At 36.3% G+C, this 20812-nt stretch carries 15 protein-coding genes; 13 read left to right on the forward strand and 2 right to left on the reverse strand.

The annotated features are described in order from the left end of the window. The first annotated feature begins 61 nt into the window (after positions 1-61). From hisIE to rodA, 12 genes are all read left to right on the forward strand, one after another. Positions 62-658: a bifunctional phosphoribosyl-AMP cyclohydrolase/phosphoribosyl-ATP diphosphatase HisIE gene (gene hisIE, locus G7050_RS15530; RefSeq protein ID WP_166117091.1), complete on the forward strand. Its 597-nt coding sequence runs from the start codon at positions 62-64 to the stop codon at positions 656-658. 5 nt (positions 659-663) lie between these two features. After that, positions 664-1350, forward strand: coding sequence for a cell division ATP-binding protein FtsE (locus tag G7050_RS15535; protein ID WP_166117093.1), 687 nt, complete (start codon positions 664-666; stop codon positions 1348-1350). Between the two features lie 138 nt (positions 1351-1488). Next, the gene (locus G7050_RS15540; protein ID WP_166117095.1) at positions 1489-2031 is read left to right on the forward strand and encodes a GNAT family N-acetyltransferase; all 543 of its coding nucleotides are present in this window, start codon (positions 1489-1491) and stop codon (positions 2029-2031) included. A gap of 67 nt (positions 2032-2098) precedes the next feature. After that, on the forward strand, positions 2099-2497 hold the full coding sequence (locus G7050_RS15545) for a DUF1573 domain-containing protein (protein ID WP_166117097.1): 399 nt from the start codon (positions 2099-2101) through the stop codon (positions 2495-2497). Between the two features lie 116 nt (positions 2498-2613). Next, positions 2614-3708: a methylmalonyl Co-A mutase-associated GTPase MeaB gene (meaB, locus tag G7050_RS15550; protein WP_166117750.1), complete on the forward strand. Its 1095-nt coding sequence runs from the start codon at positions 2614-2616 to the stop codon at positions 3706-3708. Between the two features lie 123 nt (positions 3709-3831). Next, positions 3832-4797 carry an ROK family protein gene (locus tag G7050_RS15555; RefSeq protein WP_166117099.1) on the forward strand — a complete coding sequence of 322 codons (966 nt, stop codon included), beginning with the start codon at positions 3832-3834 and terminating at the stop codon, positions 4795-4797. A gap of 174 nt (positions 4798-4971) precedes the next feature. Beyond that, positions 4972-6495: a bifunctional phosphoribosylaminoimidazolecarboxamide formyltransferase/IMP cyclohydrolase gene (purH, locus tag G7050_RS15560; protein ID WP_166117101.1), complete on the forward strand. Its 1524-nt coding sequence runs from the start codon at positions 4972-4974 to the stop codon at positions 6493-6495. A gap of 70 nt (positions 6496-6565) precedes the next feature. Further along, entirely contained in the window at positions 6566-7591 is a 1026-nt protein-coding gene (locus G7050_RS15565; RefSeq protein ID WP_166117103.1) for a rod shape-determining protein, read from the forward strand. Positions 7592-7676: 85 nt separating this feature from the next. Next, positions 7677-8534, forward strand: a complete 858-nt coding sequence (gene mreC / locus G7050_RS15570; RefSeq protein WP_166117105.1) for a rod shape-determining protein MreC — start codon at positions 7677-7679, stop codon at positions 8532-8534. Beyond that, positions 8524-9033, forward strand: a complete 510-nt coding sequence (mreD, locus tag G7050_RS15575) for a rod shape-determining protein MreD (RefSeq protein WP_166117108.1) — start codon at positions 8524-8526, stop codon at positions 9031-9033. The genes mreC and mreD overlap by 11 nt, the downstream gene beginning before the upstream one ends. Beyond that, positions 9030-10967: a penicillin-binding protein 2 gene (gene mrdA, locus G7050_RS15580; RefSeq protein WP_166117110.1), complete on the forward strand. Its 1938-nt coding sequence runs from the start codon at positions 9030-9032 to the stop codon at positions 10965-10967. The genes mreD and mrdA overlap by 4 nt, the downstream gene beginning before the upstream one ends. Positions 10968-10995: 28 nt before the next feature. After that, complete coding sequence (gene rodA / locus G7050_RS15585; protein ID WP_370521988.1) at positions 10996-12450, forward strand: rod shape-determining protein RodA; 1455 nt, start codon at positions 10996-10998, stop codon at positions 12448-12450. Positions 12451-12533: 83 nt separating this feature from the next. Here the strand turns inward: rodA and G7050_RS15590 are convergent, their stop codons facing one another. Next, on the reverse strand, positions 12534-13961 hold the full coding sequence (locus tag G7050_RS15590) for a glutamate synthase subunit beta (RefSeq protein ID WP_166117114.1): 1428 nt from the start codon (positions 13959-13961) through the stop codon (positions 12534-12536). 376 nt (positions 13962-14337) lie between these two features. Then, a complete protein-coding gene (gene gltB, locus G7050_RS15595; RefSeq protein WP_166117116.1) occupies positions 14338-18840 on the reverse strand; it encodes a glutamate synthase large subunit in 4503 nt (1500 codons plus the stop codon). Positions 18841-19128: 288 nt separating this feature from the next. Between gltB and asnB the strand changes: the two genes are divergently transcribed. Further along, positions 19129-20799 carry an asparagine synthase B gene (gene asnB, locus G7050_RS15600; protein ID WP_166117118.1) on the forward strand — a complete coding sequence of 557 codons (1671 nt, stop codon included), beginning with the start codon at positions 19129-19131 and terminating at the stop codon, positions 20797-20799. The last annotated feature ends 13 nt before the right edge of the window (positions 20800-20812 follow it).

The following is a 20812-nucleotide window of genomic DNA, read 5'->3' on the forward strand; positions in this document are numbered from 1 at the left end:
TCTGTTATGACCTCGAAGTACATCACTATAACTCTCATTTACTTAATTTAATAACATGGTTATGAACTTAGATTTTGATAAAGTTGGCGGATTAATACCAGCTATCATACAAGATAATGAGACAAATAAAGTCTTAATGTTAGGCTATATGAATCAAGAAGCTTTAGATAAAACTAAAGAACTTGGTCGAGTTACTTTTTATAGCCGTACAAAGCAAAGACTTTGGACTAAAGGAGAAGAAAGCGGTAATTTTTTAAACGTTATCAGCATTCAGGAAGATTGCGATCAGGATACTTTATTAATCAAAGTAAATCCGGTTGGTCCCGTTTGCCATACAGGTGATGATACCTGCTTCAAAGAAGTGAATCGGGAGGATGTTATGTTCTTTAAACACTTGCAACGATTTATAGAAAAACGCCATCAGGAAATGCCGGAGGGATCTTATACAACATCACTTTTTCAATCGGGAGTGAATAGAATGGCTCAAAAGGTAGGAGAAGAAGCAATAGAATCGGTAATTGAAGCGTGCAACGGAACAGACGACAGATTAGTTTATGAGTCTGCCGATATGTTGTATCACTTAATTGTATTACTTACTTCAAAAGGCCTTAGTATTGAAGACCTATCAAGAGAATTACAAAAAAGGCATAAAAAGTAATAGCCATGGGAGAAGTCATCGTAGATTATAAAAGAGTAGGCCTAAGCCGAGATGGTAATTCGATATTACAAGATTTGAATCTTCAAATATCAGAAGGCGATTTTGTATACCTGATCGGAAAAGTAGGATCAGGTAAGAGCACTTTTTTAAAAAGTCTCTACTGTGAAGTCCTAATAGATGGTGGAACCGGCTATATTCTAGATTATTGCTTAAATGATATTAAAAGGAATCAAATTCCATTCCTGAGAAGAAAAATTGGAATTGTGTTCCAAGATTTTCAATTACTAATTGATAGATCTGCAGAAAAAAATCTGGAATTCGTTCTGAAAGCTACAGGATGGGATAGTCAGGATGCTATAGACAATCGTATCCGCGAAGTTTTAACTCAAGTTGGAATGCAAAACAAAGGTTATAAAATGCCTCATGAATTATCGGGCGGAGAGCAACAGCGTATCGTTATAGCACGAGCTTTGCTTAATTCTCCGGCTTTGATTCTTGCTGATGAACCAACCGGAAACTTAGATCCTGAAACCGGTACACAGATCGTCAAATTATTGCATGAAATTTCGGAAAAAGGAACTACTGTAATAATGTCAACACATAATTACGCCATAGTACAAAAATTTCATGGCAGAATAATTAAATGTGACGACGGATCGATGAAAGAGGTTATGATTTCATCTCATTCTTGAAAACTTGTATTTTTTGAAAATATAGTATTTAGAGATATAGTTTATTTATGATAAATTCCACAAATATTACTGACTCCTAAATACTTACTAAAATAATAATAAAAAGGTTTAGCGATCTTTATTAAATAAGAAAGTAAGATGATTTTAAAAAAAGTAACCCTTGATAATAAATCGGACTTAGAATTTATAGAGAAACTATATATTGAAAGTTTTCCCCGTAGCGAAAGACGACCCATATTAGAGATGCATCATCTGATGGAAGACGAAAGCAGATTTAATATGTTCTTATTGGAAACAAAAGAAAACACCAAAGTTGGCTTTGTAACATATTGGAATCTTGGGGATTTTATTTTTATAGATCACTTTGCTATTAGCTCCGAACAAAGGAGTGGCGGATATGGACAAAAAGCAGTTCAAGAGCTTATAAAGCAAACATCACTTCCTCTGATTGGAGAAATAGAATTACCAACAGTTTCGGATCTTGCTCGCAGACGTGTTAAATTCTATGAAAAGCAAGGCTTTCAAATATGGGATCTTCCATATCAACAACCTCCTTATGAAGAGGGGTTTGATCCTATTCCAATGCTGACTATAACGTATAGAGATCTTAATTTTCCAACGAATTTTGAGACAGTACGAAACACTATATATTCAGAAGTTTATAAAAAGAAATACAAATGATTGTTAAATTGACATATGATTACTGTATTATTTATAACTTTGAAACATCAATATAAAGTTAAAGACAATGAAAAAAATTAGTTTTATTCTATTGGCAATGGTTTTGAGTATCGGTTTGATATCGGCTCAGCAAAATAAAGAGCAAAATGGCGATGCTAAATTCACGGCTTTAGTACATGATTTTGGCAAAGTAGCAGAGGAAGTAGGTTCGGTTAGCTGTGAGTTTCAATTTACAAATACCGGAAAGAAACCTATTATTATCCAAGATATAAGAACTAGCTGTGGATGTACAACTCCTTCTTATACCAAAGATCCTGTATTACCAGGAAAAACAGGAACAATCAAGATTTCTTATTCAACAATTGGAAGAATCGGAAGCTTTGATAAAAAAATTACCATTTTTACAAATGAACCTGATAATGTATATACTTTAACTATTAAAGGAGAAGTATTACCTCGCAAATAATTTGTGATTGAGAAATTATACGAAAGACTAAATAAGAGTATGTTTTATAACTGAATCTTATTTAGTCTTTCTTTTTTGTTATATCTTTACAGATATAAAGATTAAAAAGAAGAATGATGGAACATCCTGAAAACGACGATCATTTTCACGCACTGCAAGTAAATGAGGGAACGTCAGATAAGCCAACAGTAAATCCTTATCTGAAAGATTTTAGGCGTTTTAAAAAGAAATCATACACCGTTGAAGAATATGTTAATGGTATTCTTAAAGGTGATATTTCGATACTTAGCCAAGCCGTAACTTTAGTTGAAAGTTCGAAATTAGAACATCAGATAATTGCACAAGAAATAATCGAAAAATGCTTACCTCATTCGGGAGACTCTATTCGAATTGGTTTAACAGGAGTTCCCGGTGCAGGAAAAAGTACTTCAATAGATGCATTCGGTATGCATTTATTGAAAGATACCAATGTTAAACTGGCTGTATTAGCAATAGACCCATCAAGTGAATTAAGCAAAGGAAGCATACTCGGTGATAAAACCCGTATGGAACGTTTAAGTGTAGCTAAGAATGCATTCATACGCCCTTCTCCATCAGCAGGTTCATTAGGTGGTGTTGCACGTAAGACTCGTGAAATAATTATACTCTGCGAAGCTGCCGGATTTAATCGAATAATAATAGAAACAGTAGGAGTGGGGCAATCCGAAACTGCTGTACATTCTATGGTCGATTTTTTTCTTTTGATACAACTCGCCGGAACAGGTGATGAACTCCAAGGTATTAAACGGGGAATCATGGAAATGGCTGATGGCATCATCATCAATAAAGCGGATGGTGATAATGTTGATAAAGCAAAATTAGCTCAAGCTCATTTTAAGAATGCATTGCATTTATTTCCGATGCCTGAATCGGGCTGGGAACCTAAAGTCTTGCTATATTCCGGTTACTATGAATATGGGATCAAGGAAATATGGGATATGGTGGATGACTACATGAAATTTGTCGTCAAAAATGGATATTTTGCACATAGACGTAACGAGCAATCTAAATTCTGGATGTATGAAACAATAAACGAGCAACTAAAATCCAGATTTTATAATAATAAAGATGTACAATCGGAGTTAAAAGTTTGCGAACAACAAGTTTTAAGTTCACAAATGAGTTCGTTTGCAGCAGCAAAAAAGGTACTAAGTTTATACTTTAAAGAATAAACACGACCAAAAGATGCACAATTCTACAATATTAAATGATTATTTATAAAGAATAATAATTTATATTTGTAGACACTTAAGGAAAAACTAGTCATTGTTGAATTAAATATATTAAGTTTTATCATGGAAAAACCATATGCAATTGGTATTGATATCGGTGGTACTAACACTGTCTTTGGAGTTGTAGACAAAAGAGGTCATATTATAGCTCAAGGCTCTATTAAGACAGCAGTTCATAAAGAAATCAACGAATATGTTAATAATTTAGCTATTGCTTTGCAAGAAGTAATGGATCAAGTTGGTGGTCCTGCCAATATTAAAGGTGTAGGTGTAGGGGCCCCGAATGGTAATTTCTTTACCGGTTGTATAGAATTTGCTCCAAACTTACCTTGGAAAGGAATGATTCCATTGGCACAAATGCTGACTGATCGTATCAAAGTACCTGTTGCTTTGACAAATGATGCTAATGCTGCTGCGATTGGAGAAATGACCTATGGTGCTGCACGTGGAATGAAAGATTTCATTGTTATCACACTTGGTACAGGGGTTGGTAGCGGGATTGTTGTTAACGGACAATTAGTTTATGGTCACGATGGCTTTGCAGGTGAACTTGGACATACTACTATTCGTCGCACAAACGGACGTATGTGTGGTTGTGGTAGAAAAGGTTGTCTTGAGACTTACACATCTGCAACAGGTGTAGCTCGTACTGCCAAAGAATTCTTATCGACACGTCAAGATCCTAGTTTGTTACGTAATATAGCAATCGACGAAATAACTTCTAAAGATGTTGCAGAAGCTGCACAACAAGGAGATTCTTTAGCGAAAGAAATATTTGAATATACAGGACAACTTTTAGGGGAAGCATTTGCTGACTTTATAGCATTCTCTAGTCCTGAAGCTATTATCCTATTTGGTGGTCTGACTAAGGCCGGTAGCTTGATTTTTGACCCTGTAAAAAAACACATGGAAGACAATCTGTTGCCAATCTTCAAAAATAAAGTAAAACTGCTAATGTCGGAACTTAAAGAAAGTGATGCAGCAGTATTAGGTGCGAGTGCTCTAGGTTGGGAAGTGAAAGAACTTTAATAGTTACATCAGTTTTCCAATTTCATATATTAGGCTCTTATAGCAACATTTTGCTATAAGAGCATTCTATTTATAAACGATTGTAAAAATTCTAAAATCTTTCATTGCTTAACTGAAGTATATGAGATAGATTTTATACCTTTGTGAACCAAAAAAAGTTACACTATTAGTTCTATGTCTTCTACTAAAAAAATTAAAACAGCATTAGTCTCTGTCTATCATAAAGATGGATTAGATGAAATACTAAAAAAGTTAAACTCATTAGGAGTTTCATTTATTTCAACGGGAGGTACTCGTGAGTTTATAGAATCACTCGGATTTCCTTGTCAAGCAGTTGAAAATATAACAGGTTATCCATCCATATTAGGGGGGCGTGTTAAGACACTTCATCCCAAAATTTTTGGAGGAATATTAAGTAGAAGAGAACTTCCCGAAGACATTAAGCAGACTAAAGCTTATGATATTACAGAAATAGATCTTGTTATTGTAGATTTATATCCTTTTCAAGAAACGGTTGCTTCTGGAGCTGAAGAAAAAGACATTATCGAAAAGATAGATATAGGCGGCATATCATTAATCAGAGCTGCTGCTAAAAATTTTAAAGATGTTGTCATTGTTCCTTCTAAAAGCCAATATAGTGCACTTTCTTCTTTACTAGATAACAAACAAGGATCATCGGATATTGATGATCGTAAATGGTTTGCAAAAGAAGCATTTGGTGTATCTTCAGAGTATGACTCTGCCATTTTCAATTACATGGATAAAGACGAATGTACTGCATTCCGTAAAACTGAAAATAAAGTAAAACATCTCCGTTATGGTGAAAACCCTCACCAAAAAGGTTCTTTCTATGGAGACTTTGAAAGTTTGTTCGAACAGTTACATGGTCGTGAGATATCGTATAACAATCTTTTGGATATAGATGCTGCAGTATCGCTTATCAGCGAGTTTAATGAAACGACAGTAGCTATATTAAAGCACAATAATGCTTGTGGTATAGCATCTAAAAGTTCGGTGTTAGAAGCTTGGAATACAGCATTAGCAGCTGATCCGGTATCTGCTTTTGGAGGAATCATCGTTTCCAATTCTAAAATTGATAAAGAAGCGGCAGAAGCCATTAATACTATATTTTTTGAAATTATAATAGCACCTGCCTATGATGCAGATGCTTTAGAAATATTGACTCAAAAGAAAAATCGTATAATACTTATACAAAAGGGAGAAATACAAGAAACAACTCAGTTCCGTTCTCTTTTAAATGGGGTATTAGTTCAAGATAGAGATCTTAGTATACAGAATAAAGAAGATTTAACTTTGGTTACTCGCCGTCAATTAGAAGGCACTGAACTAGAAGATTTATTATTTGCAAACAAACTTGTGAAGCATACTAAATCAAATGCGATTATTTTGGTAAAAGACAAACAATTATTGGCGAGTGGAACAGGTCAAACGTCAAGAGTTGATGCTCTGAAACAGGCTATAGAGAAATCTCATACATTCGGATTCAGTTTGCAAGGAGCTGTTATGGCATCTGATGCATTCTTTCCTTTTCCTGATTGTGTAGAGATTGCCGGTAATAGTGGGATAACTGCTGTTATACAGCCTGGAGGTTCGGTAAAAGACGATCTGTCAATTGAGTATTGTAATGAACACAATATTTCGATGGTTATGACAGGCATCCGTCATTTTAAACATTAAGTTAAGGAATGAGACCTTAATTTGCTATTACTTAATTATTAAATGTATTAGTTTAAAGAAAAATAACAAGATGGGATTATTCTCTTTTACTCAAGAAATAGCGATGGATCTTGGTACAGCCAACACCATCATCATTAAAGACGGAAAAATCGTTGTAGACGAACCTTCTGTAGTTGCTCTCGAACGAAAAACTGACAAAGTGATAGCCGTTGGAGACAAAGCACGTCAAATGCATGGTAAAACTCACGAAAATATTCGTACAATCCGTCCATTGAGAGATGGTGTGATTGCAGATTTTACTGCTGCAGAGCATATGATTAGAGGTATGATCAAAATGATTAATAACAAAAATCGTTTGTTTTCTCCATCGTTGCGAATTGTTGTTTGTATTCCATCAGGAAGTACAGAAGTTGAAATTCGTGCAATTCGTGACTCTGCGGAACACGCCGGAGGACGTGACGTATATATGATTTACGAACCAATGGCGGCAGCTTTAGGTATCGGATTAGATGTTGAAGCCCCTGAAGGAAACATGATTGTTGATATAGGCGGTGGAACAACAGAAATTGCTGTTATATCTCTAGGTGGAATTGTTTCTAATAAATCAATTAAGATTGCAGGAGACGATTTAACTGAAGATATTCAGGAATATATGAGCCGTCAACACAACATCAAAGTTGGAGAACGTACAGCAGAAGGCATCAAGATTGCAGTAGGATCGGCTTTAACCGAACTTCCTGAAAACGAAGAGCCTGAAGATTTTATAGTACACGGTCCTAATAGAATGACTTCATTGCCAATGGATATTCCGATTTCATATCAGGAAATGGCTCATTGCCTAGATAAATCTATCTCGAAAATGGACTCGGCTATTTTAAGTGCTTTAGAGCAAACTCCTCCCGAACTATATGCTGATATAGTAAAAAATGGTATCTATGTTACAGGTGGTGGTGCTTTATTGAGAGGCTTAAGCAAGCGTTTCTCCGATAAAATAGGCATTCCATTCCATGTGGCAGAAGATCCACTTCATGCTGTAGCAAAAGGCACGGGGATAGCTTTAAATAATATTGAGAAATTTAATTTCTTAATGAGATAAGTTTTAGAAGCTCTTAAATATCTCGGACTTTCTGTTTAGATTTTAATTTTCGTTACACAGAAGGTGTACATTCTGATACGTATACATGCGCAACTTAATCGCCTTTTTAATAAAAAACAGTTCGTGGTTTGTATTTATACTACTCGAAATTCTGTGTTTTTATTTTATATTTCAATATAACTCCTTTCAAAGGAGTGTATACTTAAACTCTTCGAACGAAATTGTTGGAAGAGTTTATGCTATTTCGGGTGAAGTAACTTCTTATTTTGGACTAAAAGAAACAAATCAGGATTTACTCCTGAAAAATGCTGACTTGCAAAATAAGCTATTAGCTCTGGAAGATTATATACACGACAGAAATAACGATAGTCTAAAGACACAGGCTATAGCAACAGATTCAATTCCTACTAAAAATTTTGAGTTCATAATTTCACGGGTTATCAATAACAGTATATCTCAACTCGAAAATTATATAACAATCAATAAGGGTAGTAAAGAAGGTATACATACCGAAATGGGAGTAATATCCCAACAAGGTATAGTCGGTATTGTCAGAGCTGTTTCTCCAAACTATTCTGTAGTACAACCCGTCATAAATCCTAAAACCAGTCTTAGTTGTAAAGTAAAAGGATCCAATACTCCCGGATCTCTTGCTTGGGATGGAGTTGATTATAGGTATATAAGTTTAGAAGGGTTTCCTCGTTTTGAAAAGTTTGAAGTGGGAGATACTATTATAACAAGTGGTTATTCGGGTATATTTCCGGAAGGAATTATTATTGGTATTATTGAAGATTCAAAAAGCCAAAATGATGATAATTTTTTAACTTTAAAAGTACGATTATCAACCGATTTTAGTTCATTAAAAGATGTCCTGATAATAAAAAATAACGATCGGGAAGAACTTACGCAATTAGAAAAAGAAATTACAACGAATGGCAGGTAATTGGCTCAAGCAATCTTTTGTATTTATCATACTTGTTCTGCTTCAAGTACTGGTATTTAATCATATCTCATTTCTGGGATATGCTACACCATTCTTATATATATACTTCATTATAAAAATGCCTATCGGAATTAATCGAAATCTAGTTTTGATACTTGCATTTCTATTAGGCTTTACGATTGATATATTCTGCAATACACCCGGTCAGAATGCAGCAGCGGCAGTTTTTGCGGCATTTATGCGTCGTCCGGTGCAAGGTTTGTTTTTTGCAAGAGAGGACTTTGAGCATTTCATACCAAGCATTCCCAATTTAGGTATGGCATTTATGAAATATACTACTGTCATTGTCTTTATTCATAACCTAGCGTTAATTTCCATAAGCTCATTTTCATACCTCAATTTTATGACAATATTATTGAGAGTCTTGAGTTCTACTCTTCTTACATCTATCTTAATTTATGCCATTGAAGGATTTTCAATAAAGAAAAAGAGAGCATGAGTAAGGATAATAACTTGCATTCAGAAAAGAGATACTATACCATTTTAGCAATAACAGCAATAATTGTTATTGTTCTCATATGCCAATTATTCAATTTGCAAATTATTCAGCATGAGTATAAATATTCTGCTGATAGTAATGCATTCTTCAAGAAAACATTATACCCTGCAAGGGGTACAATTTCTGATAGACAAGATCGGCTTCTTGTTTATAATCAGCCAACTTATGACATAGTATATATTCCACGTGAAGTAGAACCATTTGATACACTCGATTTTTGTAATATTTTAGGTGTAACAAAAGATCAATTAGAAAAAAGAATTAGTGATGTAAAAGACCGAAGACTTAACCCCGGTTATTCTTCCTATACCATGCAAACACTAATGACTCAGCTTACGGTTCGTGAGTATGGTTTATTTCAAGAAAAGTTATATAAATTCCCGGGATTCTATATTCAGAATAGAGCTTTACGCCAATATAACTTCACAAATGCAGCCCATGTACTTGGCTATGTTGCGGAAGTGAATAAAGCGGCATTAGCAGATGATCCTTATTACGTGAGAGGAGACTATGCCGGAAAATCGGGTATTGAGAGTTCATATGAGAATATATTAAGAGGTCAAAAAGGAGTCGAGATCCTCTTGCGTGATGCTCATGGCAGAATAAAAGGCAAATATGAGAATGGGAAACATGATGTGAATCCAGTCTCAGGAAAAAATCTAAAACTGGCAATAGATATAGAATTACAAGCATATGGTGAATATCTTATGCAAAATAAAATTGGCAGTATCGTAATGATTGAACCTTCGACAGGTGAGATATTATGTTTAGTTACTTCTCCCACTTACGATCCTTCGATTCTGTTAGGTCGTGAGTTTGGTAATAACTATAAGACACTGGAACAAAATCCGTCAAAACCTCTTTATAATAGGGCTACTCAAGGAATGTATCCTCCGGGATCCACTTTCAAAACAACTCAAGGATTGATCTTCTTAGAAGAAGGAATTATAACACCCGAAACAGCTTATTCCTGTGCCGGAGGATATCCTCCAGGTGGCGGCAGACCTAGATGTCACGCACATGGATCACCACTGTCATTAATCCCCGCAATAGCTACTTCGTGTAACTCTTATTTTTGTTATGGCTTAAATGCTATGCTCAGTAACAGAAAAAAATATGCTAATATTGGAGAAGCTTTTGACATATGGAAAGACTATCTGGTATCTATGGGATTTGGTTATAAACTAGGAATAGATCTCCCTTCTGAGAAAAGAGGTTTTATACCTAATAGTCAGTTTTATACTAAAGCTTTCAGAACCGAGAAATGGTATGCACAAAATGTCATTTCTATTGCAATAGGTCAAGGCGAAATTTTGGCAACACCTTTGCAGGTTGCTAATCTAGGTGCAACAATAGCAAATAGAGGTTTTTTCTATACACCTCATGTTGTTAGGCAAATTCAAGATATGCCACTGGATAAATCATACACTGATAAACGATATACAGGGGTTAAAGAAACGTATTACAATACAATCGCTCAAGGGATGGCCAATGCTGTTACCGGAGGGACTTGTAGAGGAGTAAATCTTTTACCGGAAATTGCAGTAGCAGGGAAAACGGGTACAGCCGAAAATCCACATGGAAGGGATCACTCTTGGTTTATGGGATTTGCACCGGTGGATAAACCTCAGGTAGCTATTTCCGTGTTAGTTGAAAATGCGGGTTTTGGAGCCAGATTTGCTGTTCCGATTGCACGTTTGATGATTCAAAAATATTTGAAAGGTGAAATACCTGCTAATGAGAAATATTTAGAAGACAATATGGCAAATGCCATAATTCTCCCTAATGTCTTAAACACTTGGGAACAAAGAAAATCGGATATCGCAACTCAGCAAAGCTCTTCTTCGGAAGAAGAACCTATTATTGAGGAATAAAAACTCAGAATACATTTAAATATACATGATTAATAAAGAAGACGATCATATTACAGGAAGTGTAGACTGGATTATTCTAGTCTTATACTTTTTTTTAATAATTGGAGGGTGGCTTAGCATTTATGGAGCAAGCTATGATTATGATCATGTAACTAGTTTATTTGATCTATCGGGTCGTGCGGGTATGCAGCTCGTTTGGATGGGTATCTCCATCGCTGTTGGATTCATACTACTAAAATTAGACAGTAATTTATATGATATATTAGCTTATTTCATATATGCCTTTTTTATAGCCCTTCTAATTGTCACAATCATTATTGCACCGGATATAAAGGGTTCACGATCATGGCTTGTAATTACTGATTCTATACGTTTACAGCCTGCCGAGTTTACCAAATTTGCAGTAGCATTGGCTATTGCCCGCTTTATGAATAGTTATAATTTTAAACTGCTGACAGCAAAGAATCTACTCATATTATCAACTATGATAGTATTACCGATGATTCTAATTATGCTACAAAAAGAGACAGGTTCAGCTCTTGTATTTACAGCTTTCATATTAGTTTTATACAGGGAAGGATTACCCGGAATGGTATTGTTCTCGGGAGTTTGTGCTGTCGTTTTATTTATTTTAGGTTTGAAATACTCTGATGTAGATTTAGGTTTTCTCACTATGGGAGAATGTATTTCTATCCTCTTTATTATTATAGTAACTGCTATTCTTACGGTTAATTTCCGTAAAGATTATCGAACTGCTGCTTATATCTTTTTAGGTACTGCTGTCTATGGAGGTATCTGCTATATAATTTCTCTTTTCGATGTCTATATAAATTGGGGTATCATCTCAATAACTGCTATATGTGCTATTGTTATATACCTGTTGATTACTGCTGCAAGGGAATGGTCTAAAACGTATTTGTTTTTGGCTATTTTTGCTATTAGCTGCATTGGATATGTAAGTTCTGTTAATTATGTATTTACAGACGTTTTACAATCACATCAGCAAATACGTATCAAAGTTTCTTTAGGCATGGAGGATGACTTAATGGGAGCTGGATATAATGTCAATCAATCTAAAATAGCCATAGGGTCAGGCGGGGCATTAGGTAAAGGGTTCTTAAACGGAACTCAAACAAAACTGAAATACGTACCCGAACAAGATACCGATTTTATATTCTGTACAGTAGGAGAGGAACAAGGCTTCCTTGGATCTGTACTAGTATTATTAGGTCTGGGATCTCTTATTATGAGGATCTTTTTTCTTGCGGAAAGGCAAAAGAATACTTTTGGACGTGTATATGGTTATGGGGTAGGGTGCATCTTCCTGTTTCATCTATCTATAAATGTTGGTATGGTAATAGGGTTGCTTCCCGTTATAGGAATTCCCCTTCCATTTTTCAGTTATGGAGGATCTTCAATATTGGCATTCACCATATTACTGTTCATTTTCTTGCGATTAGATATGGCTCGAAAAAGACGATAAGATCCCTGAATCTCTTTTTTGTTCTGAAATAAAAAAGGTTACTTCTTACGAGGTAACCTTTCTCTTTTATAGTTAAAGCATAATTACTTAGCTTTCAAAAAATCATTAATATGCTTAGCAGTTCTACGTCCTGATGCAATGCTCGTTACAACTAAAGATTGTCCACTAACACAGTCACCCGCAGCAAATACTTTCGAAACATTAGTTAAACGGTTTCCGTTGGTAGCTACATTCTTACGAACATCGTCTACTTTTACTCCAAGTTCAGCCAAAAGCCCATCTTGAATAGGATGTATAAAGCCTAATGCAAGGAAAACATAATCTATTTTTAGAACCTCAGATTCTCCCACTTCTTTCATCACCATTTTGCCAGAATCGTCTTTCTCCCATGCTATTTCTACAAGCTCTACGCCTGTTAATACTCCATTCTCGCCAATGAAACGCTTGGTGTTCATTGACCAGCGACGTTCGCAACCTTCAAGATGCGAAGAGCTGGTTTTCATTACTCCGGGAAATGGTATAGGCCAACTGTTTTCCAGTTCATCCAATGTCGGAGGTTTAGGCATGATCTCTATCTGCAAGATATTAGCTGCTTTTTGACGATTGGCTGTCCCAATACAATCCGATCCAGTATCACCTCCACCAATTACCAATACGTTCTTACCTTTTGTATTTATGATTTTATCCGCAGGAACCTCTTCTTTAGCAACCAATTTGTTTTCCATTGTCAGATATTCCATAGCATAATACACACCTTTAAGTTCGCGACCTTCAACAGGCAAATCACGAGGCACTTGCGAACCTATAGCGACACAGATAGCATCATTACCTTTTACAAGATCTTTCCCTTTGATATCTATCCCTACTTCGGCATTGGTTACAAACTTAACACCTTCGGCCTCCATCAAATCGAGACGACGATCGATGATATTCTTGTTCAATTTAAAATCAGGAATACCAAATCGAAGTAAACCACCGATACGGCTGTTCTTTTCGTAAACTGTAACTTCATGTCCCATTCTATTCAACTGATTAGCAACAGCCAATCCTGATGGACCTGAGCCTATTACAGCTACCTTTTTACCGGTTCTTACTTTGGGAATAAAAGGCTTGATATAACCTTCCTGAAAAGCATGCTCTAATGCCGATGCTTCATTTTCACGAATAGTAACCGGAGCTTTATGTAATGATAATACACACGTTTTTTCGCAGGGAGCAGGGCAAATACGGCCTGTAAACTCAGGAAAATCATTTGTCTGCATCAACACTTCTGCCGCCAAACGCCAATTTCCTTTGTAAATATAGTCTTGCCACTCAGGCATTTTATTACCAAGAGGACATCCCCATTGGCAGAAAGGTATACCGCAATCCATACAACGGGATGCTTGCAGTTGCCTGTCTTCAGAGTTTAATGTCTGTTCTACTTCACCGAAGTCGAGGATACGTTCTTGACGAGGACGGTATCCTGCTTCTTTTCTTTTTACTGTTAAAAATGCTTTTGGATTTCCCATGATTCCTCGTTATAATAAAGTTATTGAAAACATAAATAGTTATTCTTTTTTAATGACATAAACCTTACACTGAGATTACAAAATACATTACAATAGTGTCAATTTTATGTAACTTTGTCATTTTATTAAATAGTTGATAATTAGAATATAATAATGAAAAACATTACAAAAGTGACAAAAGTGACAATTTTTCATACAACTCTTTTTTTGTATGCTTTTGTATTGTTAGCTGAACCATTGTCCACTGGCTTCATACTACTTTCTTTTATAGATAAATATAAGTAAAGTACAATAATATTGTAATGAAACATTTAAAGACTATATTACTGATTTCCGGTGTTTTACCTACTAAAGCAATAAAAAGGTCTTCGACCTCTTAATAGTCAAATTCTACGTTTGCAATTTTTTTCTTTAATGCTTCCATTTTTTCTTCTTGAAGCACTTTTTTATACTCAATAGGCATTATCTTGATGAACTTATGAACTTCTTCACTCCAATTATCAAGAATACTTTTAGCTAATGGGCTTTGAGTATATTTATAGTGCTGAGAAATCAATTGCTGCAATTCTTTGTAATCGGTACTGTCTTCAATTAGCGAAAGTTCTACCATCTCCATATTACAGAAGAAATCAAAATCTCCGTCTACATTATATACATAAGCAATACCACCGCTCATTCCGGCTGCAAAATTACGACCTGTTTTACCCAAGACTACAGTACGTCCACCGGTCATGTACTCACAACAGTGATCGCCCGCTCCTTCAACAACGGCTATCGCACCACTATTTCTTACACAAAAACGTTCACCTACTTGTCCGTTAATATAAACCTCACCTCCGGTTGCTCCATACAATAAAGTATTTCCGGCAATAATGTTATCTTGAGGTTTGTAAGTCGATGTAGTAGGAGGTACTATTACCAATTTACCACCCGATAGACCTTTGCCCACATAGTCATTTGCATCACCTTCGAGTTTAAAAGTAACACCATGAGCAAGAAAGGCTCCGAAGCTCTGCCCGGCTGATCCTTTGAAAGTACATTGAATCGTATCTGTTGGCAATCCGTCGTTTCCGTAACGTTTTGCAATTTCGCCCGAAAGCATAGTTCCAACAGCTCTGTCTGTATTTTTTATTGCACGGGACAATTCTACAGGCATTGCTTTTTCGATGGCAGGACGAGAAGTTTTTATCAACTCCATATCCATTACCTCTTCCAGCTTATGATCTTGTCCTCTTACTTGTCTTACGGCATTTACTTTAGCAGCTTCGGGTGAATATATTAGTCTGGATAGATCTAACTTACTTAACTTACTGTTCGAGTTATCTTTTACATATTTCAATAAGTCAGTACGTCCGACAACCTGATCCAAAGAAGTAAATCCAAGAGCAGCCAAATGTTCACGAACTTCCTCTGCCAAGAATGTGAAATAATTAATCAAGTATTCACTTTTTCCGATAAATTTCTTTCTCAATTCTTCATCTTGAGTAGCAACACCTACGGGACAAGTATTTATATGACATTTACGCATCATTATACAACCCAGAACAATCAAGGCACTTGTTGCAAAACCAAATTCTTCAGCTCCAAGCATAGAGGCTACTATGATGTCATGACCTGTTTTTAATTGCCCATCGGTTTGCAGTCTAATTTGCCCTCGCAAATCATTTATAACCAATGTTTGTTGAACTTCGGCTAGTCCTATTTCAAGAGGTAACCCTGCATGTTTGATAGAACTTACAGGACTTGCTCCTGTACCGCCTTCGCATCCGCTAATCAATATAAGATCAGCTTTTGCTTTTGCTACTCCAGCAGCAATAGTTCCTACACCACTTTCTGATACCAGTTTTACACTCACAATTGCTTGTGGATTGACATTTTTCAAATCAAAGATTAGCTGCGCTAAATCTTCTATTGAATAAATATCGTGATGTGGGGGAGGAGAGATCAACGAAATTCCGGGAATAGAGTGACGTGTTTTAGCAATCACTTTATCCACTTTAAATCCGGGTAGTTGACCGCCTTCTCCGGGTTTTGCTCCCTGAGCTATTTTAATTTGGATTTCGTCTGCATTCACCAGATATTCAGTAGTTACACCAAAACGTCCGGAAGCAACTTGTTTGATAGCCGATCGGGCATTTGTTGCAAAACGTTCGGGTAGTTCACCACCTTCACCTGTATTGCTTTTTCCTCCGATAGCATTCATCGCAATAGCCATTGCTTCATGAGCTTCACGGCTGATCGAACCGAATGACATGGCTCCTGTAACAAAACGTTTTGTTATTTCCGAAACAGGCTCGACTTCATCAATACTGATCGGATTATTTGTATCGAAATCTAAGAAATCACGAAGGAATAATTTTTCTTCTTTCTTATCTATAGATTCTGTATACTCTTTGAACTTCTTGTAACTACCCAAACGTGTGGCCAATTGAAGTTTAGTTATAGTTTCCGGATTCCAAGCATGATCTTCGCCGTCACGTCTCCAGGCATATATCCCTTGATTAATTAACGAACTATCAATATAATCAATTTCATACGCTTCATTGTGAGCTTCAATGGTATCTGCGGCAATATCTTTCAAGTCTATACCTTCAATTTTAGAAGTTGTACCCTTGAAGTATTTATTTATAACAGCAGAGCTAATTCCTATTGCTTCAAACAATTGCGCACCCAGATAACTCTTCAAAGTAGAGATACCCATTTTAGAAAGAGTCTTCAAAAGTCCCTTGTCGATAGACTTAATATAGTTCTTTTCTGCTGTGTGGAAATCGAGCTGAATAGTTCCGCTTTTCACTAAATCTTCGAGAACAGCAAATGCTAAATAAGGATTAACAGCATTAGCACCATAGCCAAATAATAGAGCGAAGTGCATCACTTCACGAGGCTCGGCAGATTCGACCACAATATCAATCTGCATACGTTTACGGCGATCTATCAAATAGTGATGAACCGCAGAAACTGCCAGTAACGAAGGTATGGCAACATGATTTTCATCAATGCCTCTGTCCGAAATAATGATATAGTTGCTTCCTTTATCAACTGCTTTTTCAGCTTTCAAACATAAATCTTCGATAGCTTTCTCTAAACCTGCCGCTCCATCTTTCGGATTGAATAATAAGGATAGAGTTTCGGCTTTAAAGCCTTTATATTCGATATGTACCAAAAGGTCAAGTTCGCGATTCGTAATAATAGGATGCGACAAACCAACCATTTTGCAATGTTCGGGCATCGGCTCCAATATATTTTTATGGAGTGATCCTATATATCCGGATAATGACATTACCAACTCTTCGCGAATCGGGTCAATTGGAGGATTGGTCACCTGTGCAAACAACTGACGGAAGTATGTAAATAAACGATAACGTTTACTTGATAACACGGCGACAGGTGCATCATTACCCATGGATGCTATCGGCTCTTTTCCATCGACAGCCATCGGTGTAATAATTTTCTCGATGTCTTCTTTATAATATCCAAAAACTTTCAGATGTTGAGAGTAGTTATCTACTGAATATTTTATACTTCTTCCTGAAGATATATCATCCAGAGATATTCTGTTTTTGTTTAACCAATCTCTATACGGATAAGCTTTTGCCAAGCTTTCTTTCAGTTCAGGATCGTATTGAATAGTACCTTCCAAGGTATCTACCATCAACATTTTACCGGGTTTCAAACGTCCCTTTTCTTTTATCTCAGAGGGTTCGAAAGAAAGAACTCCTGTTTCGGAAGCAACTACCATTATATCATTGTGAGTAATCAGATAGCGAGCCGGACGAAGTCCGTTTCTATCCAACAAACCACCTGCATAGCGTCCATCGGAAAATAAGATTGTTGCCGGTCCATCCCAAGGTTCCATAAATATACTGTGATATTCATAGAAGGCTTTCAAGTCGGAAGATATGGGGTTCTTGAAATTCCAAGATTCGGGAATCATCATTGCCAAAGCATGAGGTAATGATTTACCGGACATCACCAAAAACTCGAGAACATTGTCAAACGAAGCACTATCACTCATTCCATTCTGTACAATAGGCCATATTTCTTTCATATCACCTAAAGAGTCGGATTTCACGACACTCTCACGTGCTTCCATCCATAGACGGTTACCTCTGATAGTATTGATTTCACCATTATGACCTACCATTCGGAATGGCTGAGCCAAATCCCATGTAGGAAATGTATTTGTACTGAAACGTGAATGCACTAAAGCTATCCCGCTTGTAAAGTTCGGATTTAACAAATCAGGGAAGTAATGCCTCAATTGAAGAGAGGTAAGCATCCCTTTATATATAATCCTCTTAGTGGATAAGCTGACAATGTAAGAGTTACGTTTATCTTTGATAGTAGAACTCAGGATAACTTTCTCTATTTTTTTTCTTAACAGATAAAGCTTCAATTCCAACTGATCTTGGGATAAACCTTCTCCCGTAACAAATATCTGTTTGATAGTCGGCTCGCTGGCTCTGGAAGTTTCGCCCAGAATATCACTATTCACGGGTACATCTCTCACTGCCAAAAGGCTTAATCCATCTCTCTCAATAAGATCCGACAAGGTAATCATATAGATTTCGGCTTCCATTTCATCCTTAGGGAGAAATACAAGTCCGGTACCATAATGTCCTTTTTCGGGAACGGGAATGCCTTGCAGAAGAATAAATTCATGTGGTATTTGTAGCATAATACCTGCACCATCACCAGTTTTGCTATCAGCACTCTCAGCTCCGCGGTGCGTCATATTTTCCAATACTTGTAAACCATTTTCAACAATGGCGTGTGATTTAGCTCCTTTAAGATGTAGAATTAAACCAACACCACAAGCATCGTGTTCATATGTGGGGTCGTATAACCCGTTTTGCTCTACTAATGATAAGTCTCGCATATTACTTAGTTGATATAAGATAAGTGAATCAATATTTTCTTTTTAGCCCACCTAAACGACTAAAACGACAATAATATCTGCAAATATAATATATTTTGTTACTTTTAAATTGTTTTTTTAGTCAAAAATTCATTTTTTAACAAAATATACACTTTCAAGGTAACCAATATTTACTTTTTGAAAACTATTTATATTATTTATGTGTTTTTATTCTACTAAAACATGTATTTATAAAATAAAATAACATATATTTGTCGGAATTTCGACTAAAAAATCAAAATTAATAATATGTGTGGATTTGTAGGAGCATTTGATTTAACGCAAGACCTGATCGGTCTACGTTCTCAGGTACTAAAAATGGCTAAACGCATTCGTCATCGTGGTCCGGACTGGTCAGGCATCTATTGTGGCGAAAAAGCAATATTAGTACACGAAAGACTTTCTATTGTTGATATTAAGTCGGGTGGTCAACCATTATACAATAAAGATAAGAATCTTGTATTAGCTGTAAACGGCGAGATATATAATCATCAAAATATACGTAATCGATTTAAAGGGAAATATGAATTTCAATCCAATTCGGATTGTGAGGTCTTATTAGCCTTATATCAAGAAAAAGGAGTAAATCTGTTTGATGAACTCAATGGAATTTACGCTTTTGCTCTTTACGATATCGAAAATAATTCATATCTGATTGGTCGTGATCATATGGGGATCATACCTTTATATATGGGCTATGACGATTTCGGACAGTTTTATGTCGCCAGCGAGCTAAAAGCCTTGGAAGGTATATGCCCTAATATTAAAGAATTTCCTGCTGGTTACTATTACGATAGCCGTGATGGAGAGCTTAAGCAGTGGTACAAACGCGATTGGATGGAGTATGATAATGTAAAGGACAATGACACAGATTTAGAAGTTCTAAGAAAAGGACTGGAAGATGCCGTTCATCGCCAATTAATGTCAGATGTTCCTTACGGAGTACTGCTTTCCGGAGGATTAGATTCTTCTATTATATCTGCTGTTGCCAAGAAATTTGCAGCCAGACGGATTGAAAACAACAATGAAACCGAAGCTTGGTGGCCGCAACTCCACTCATTTGCTATCGGCTTGAAAGGCGCCCCCGATTTAATTGCTGCCCAAAAAGTAGCAGACCATATAGGAACTGTACATCACGAAATACACTTCACCGTAGAAGAGGCTCTTGATGCCTTAAGTGATGTTATTTACCATATCGAAACCTATGACGTAACCACCGTTCGTGCATCGACTCCAATGTATTTACTTGCCCGTTTTATAAAATCGATGGGAGTGAAAATGGTATTATCGGGTGAAGGTTCAGACGAAATATTTGGAGGATATTTGTATTTTCACAAAGCTCCGAATGCAAAGGCATTACACGAAGAAACTGTTCGCAAGTTAGATAAACTACACCTGTACGATTGTCTTCGTGCCAACAAAACATTGGCAGCTTGGGGAGTCGAAGGTCGCGTTCCCTTCCTTGATAAAGAATTTATGGATATTGCCATGAGAATGAATCCACAAGACAAAATATGTGGAAACGGAAAGATGGAAAAATATGCTCTTCGCAAAGCTTTTGAAGGATATTTACCCGGAAGCGTAACATGGAGGCAAAAGGAACAATTCTCTGATGGAGTTGGCTATAATTGGATTGACACCCTGCGTGAAGTTGCAAGTAAAAAAGTAACTGACAAGCAAATGGAAAAAGCAGCAGAACGATTTCCGATTAATCCCCCTATGTCTAAAGAGGAATATTGGTATCGTACGATGTTCGAAGAACATTTTCCATCAGCATCAGCTGCCGGCACAGTTCCTTCTGTTCCGTCAGTGGCTTGTAGTAGCGCAGTTGCTTTAGAATGGGATGCTTCATTCAAGAATAGAATAGATCCATCGGGACGTGCTGTGAAAACAGTTCATACAGAAGCTTACGAAAATTAAGTTCTGAATATTC

This window comes from Dysgonomonas sp. HDW5A, assembly GCF_011299555.1.
Classification (GTDB): domain Bacteria; phylum Bacteroidota; class Bacteroidia; order Bacteroidales; family Dysgonomonadaceae; genus Dysgonomonas_A.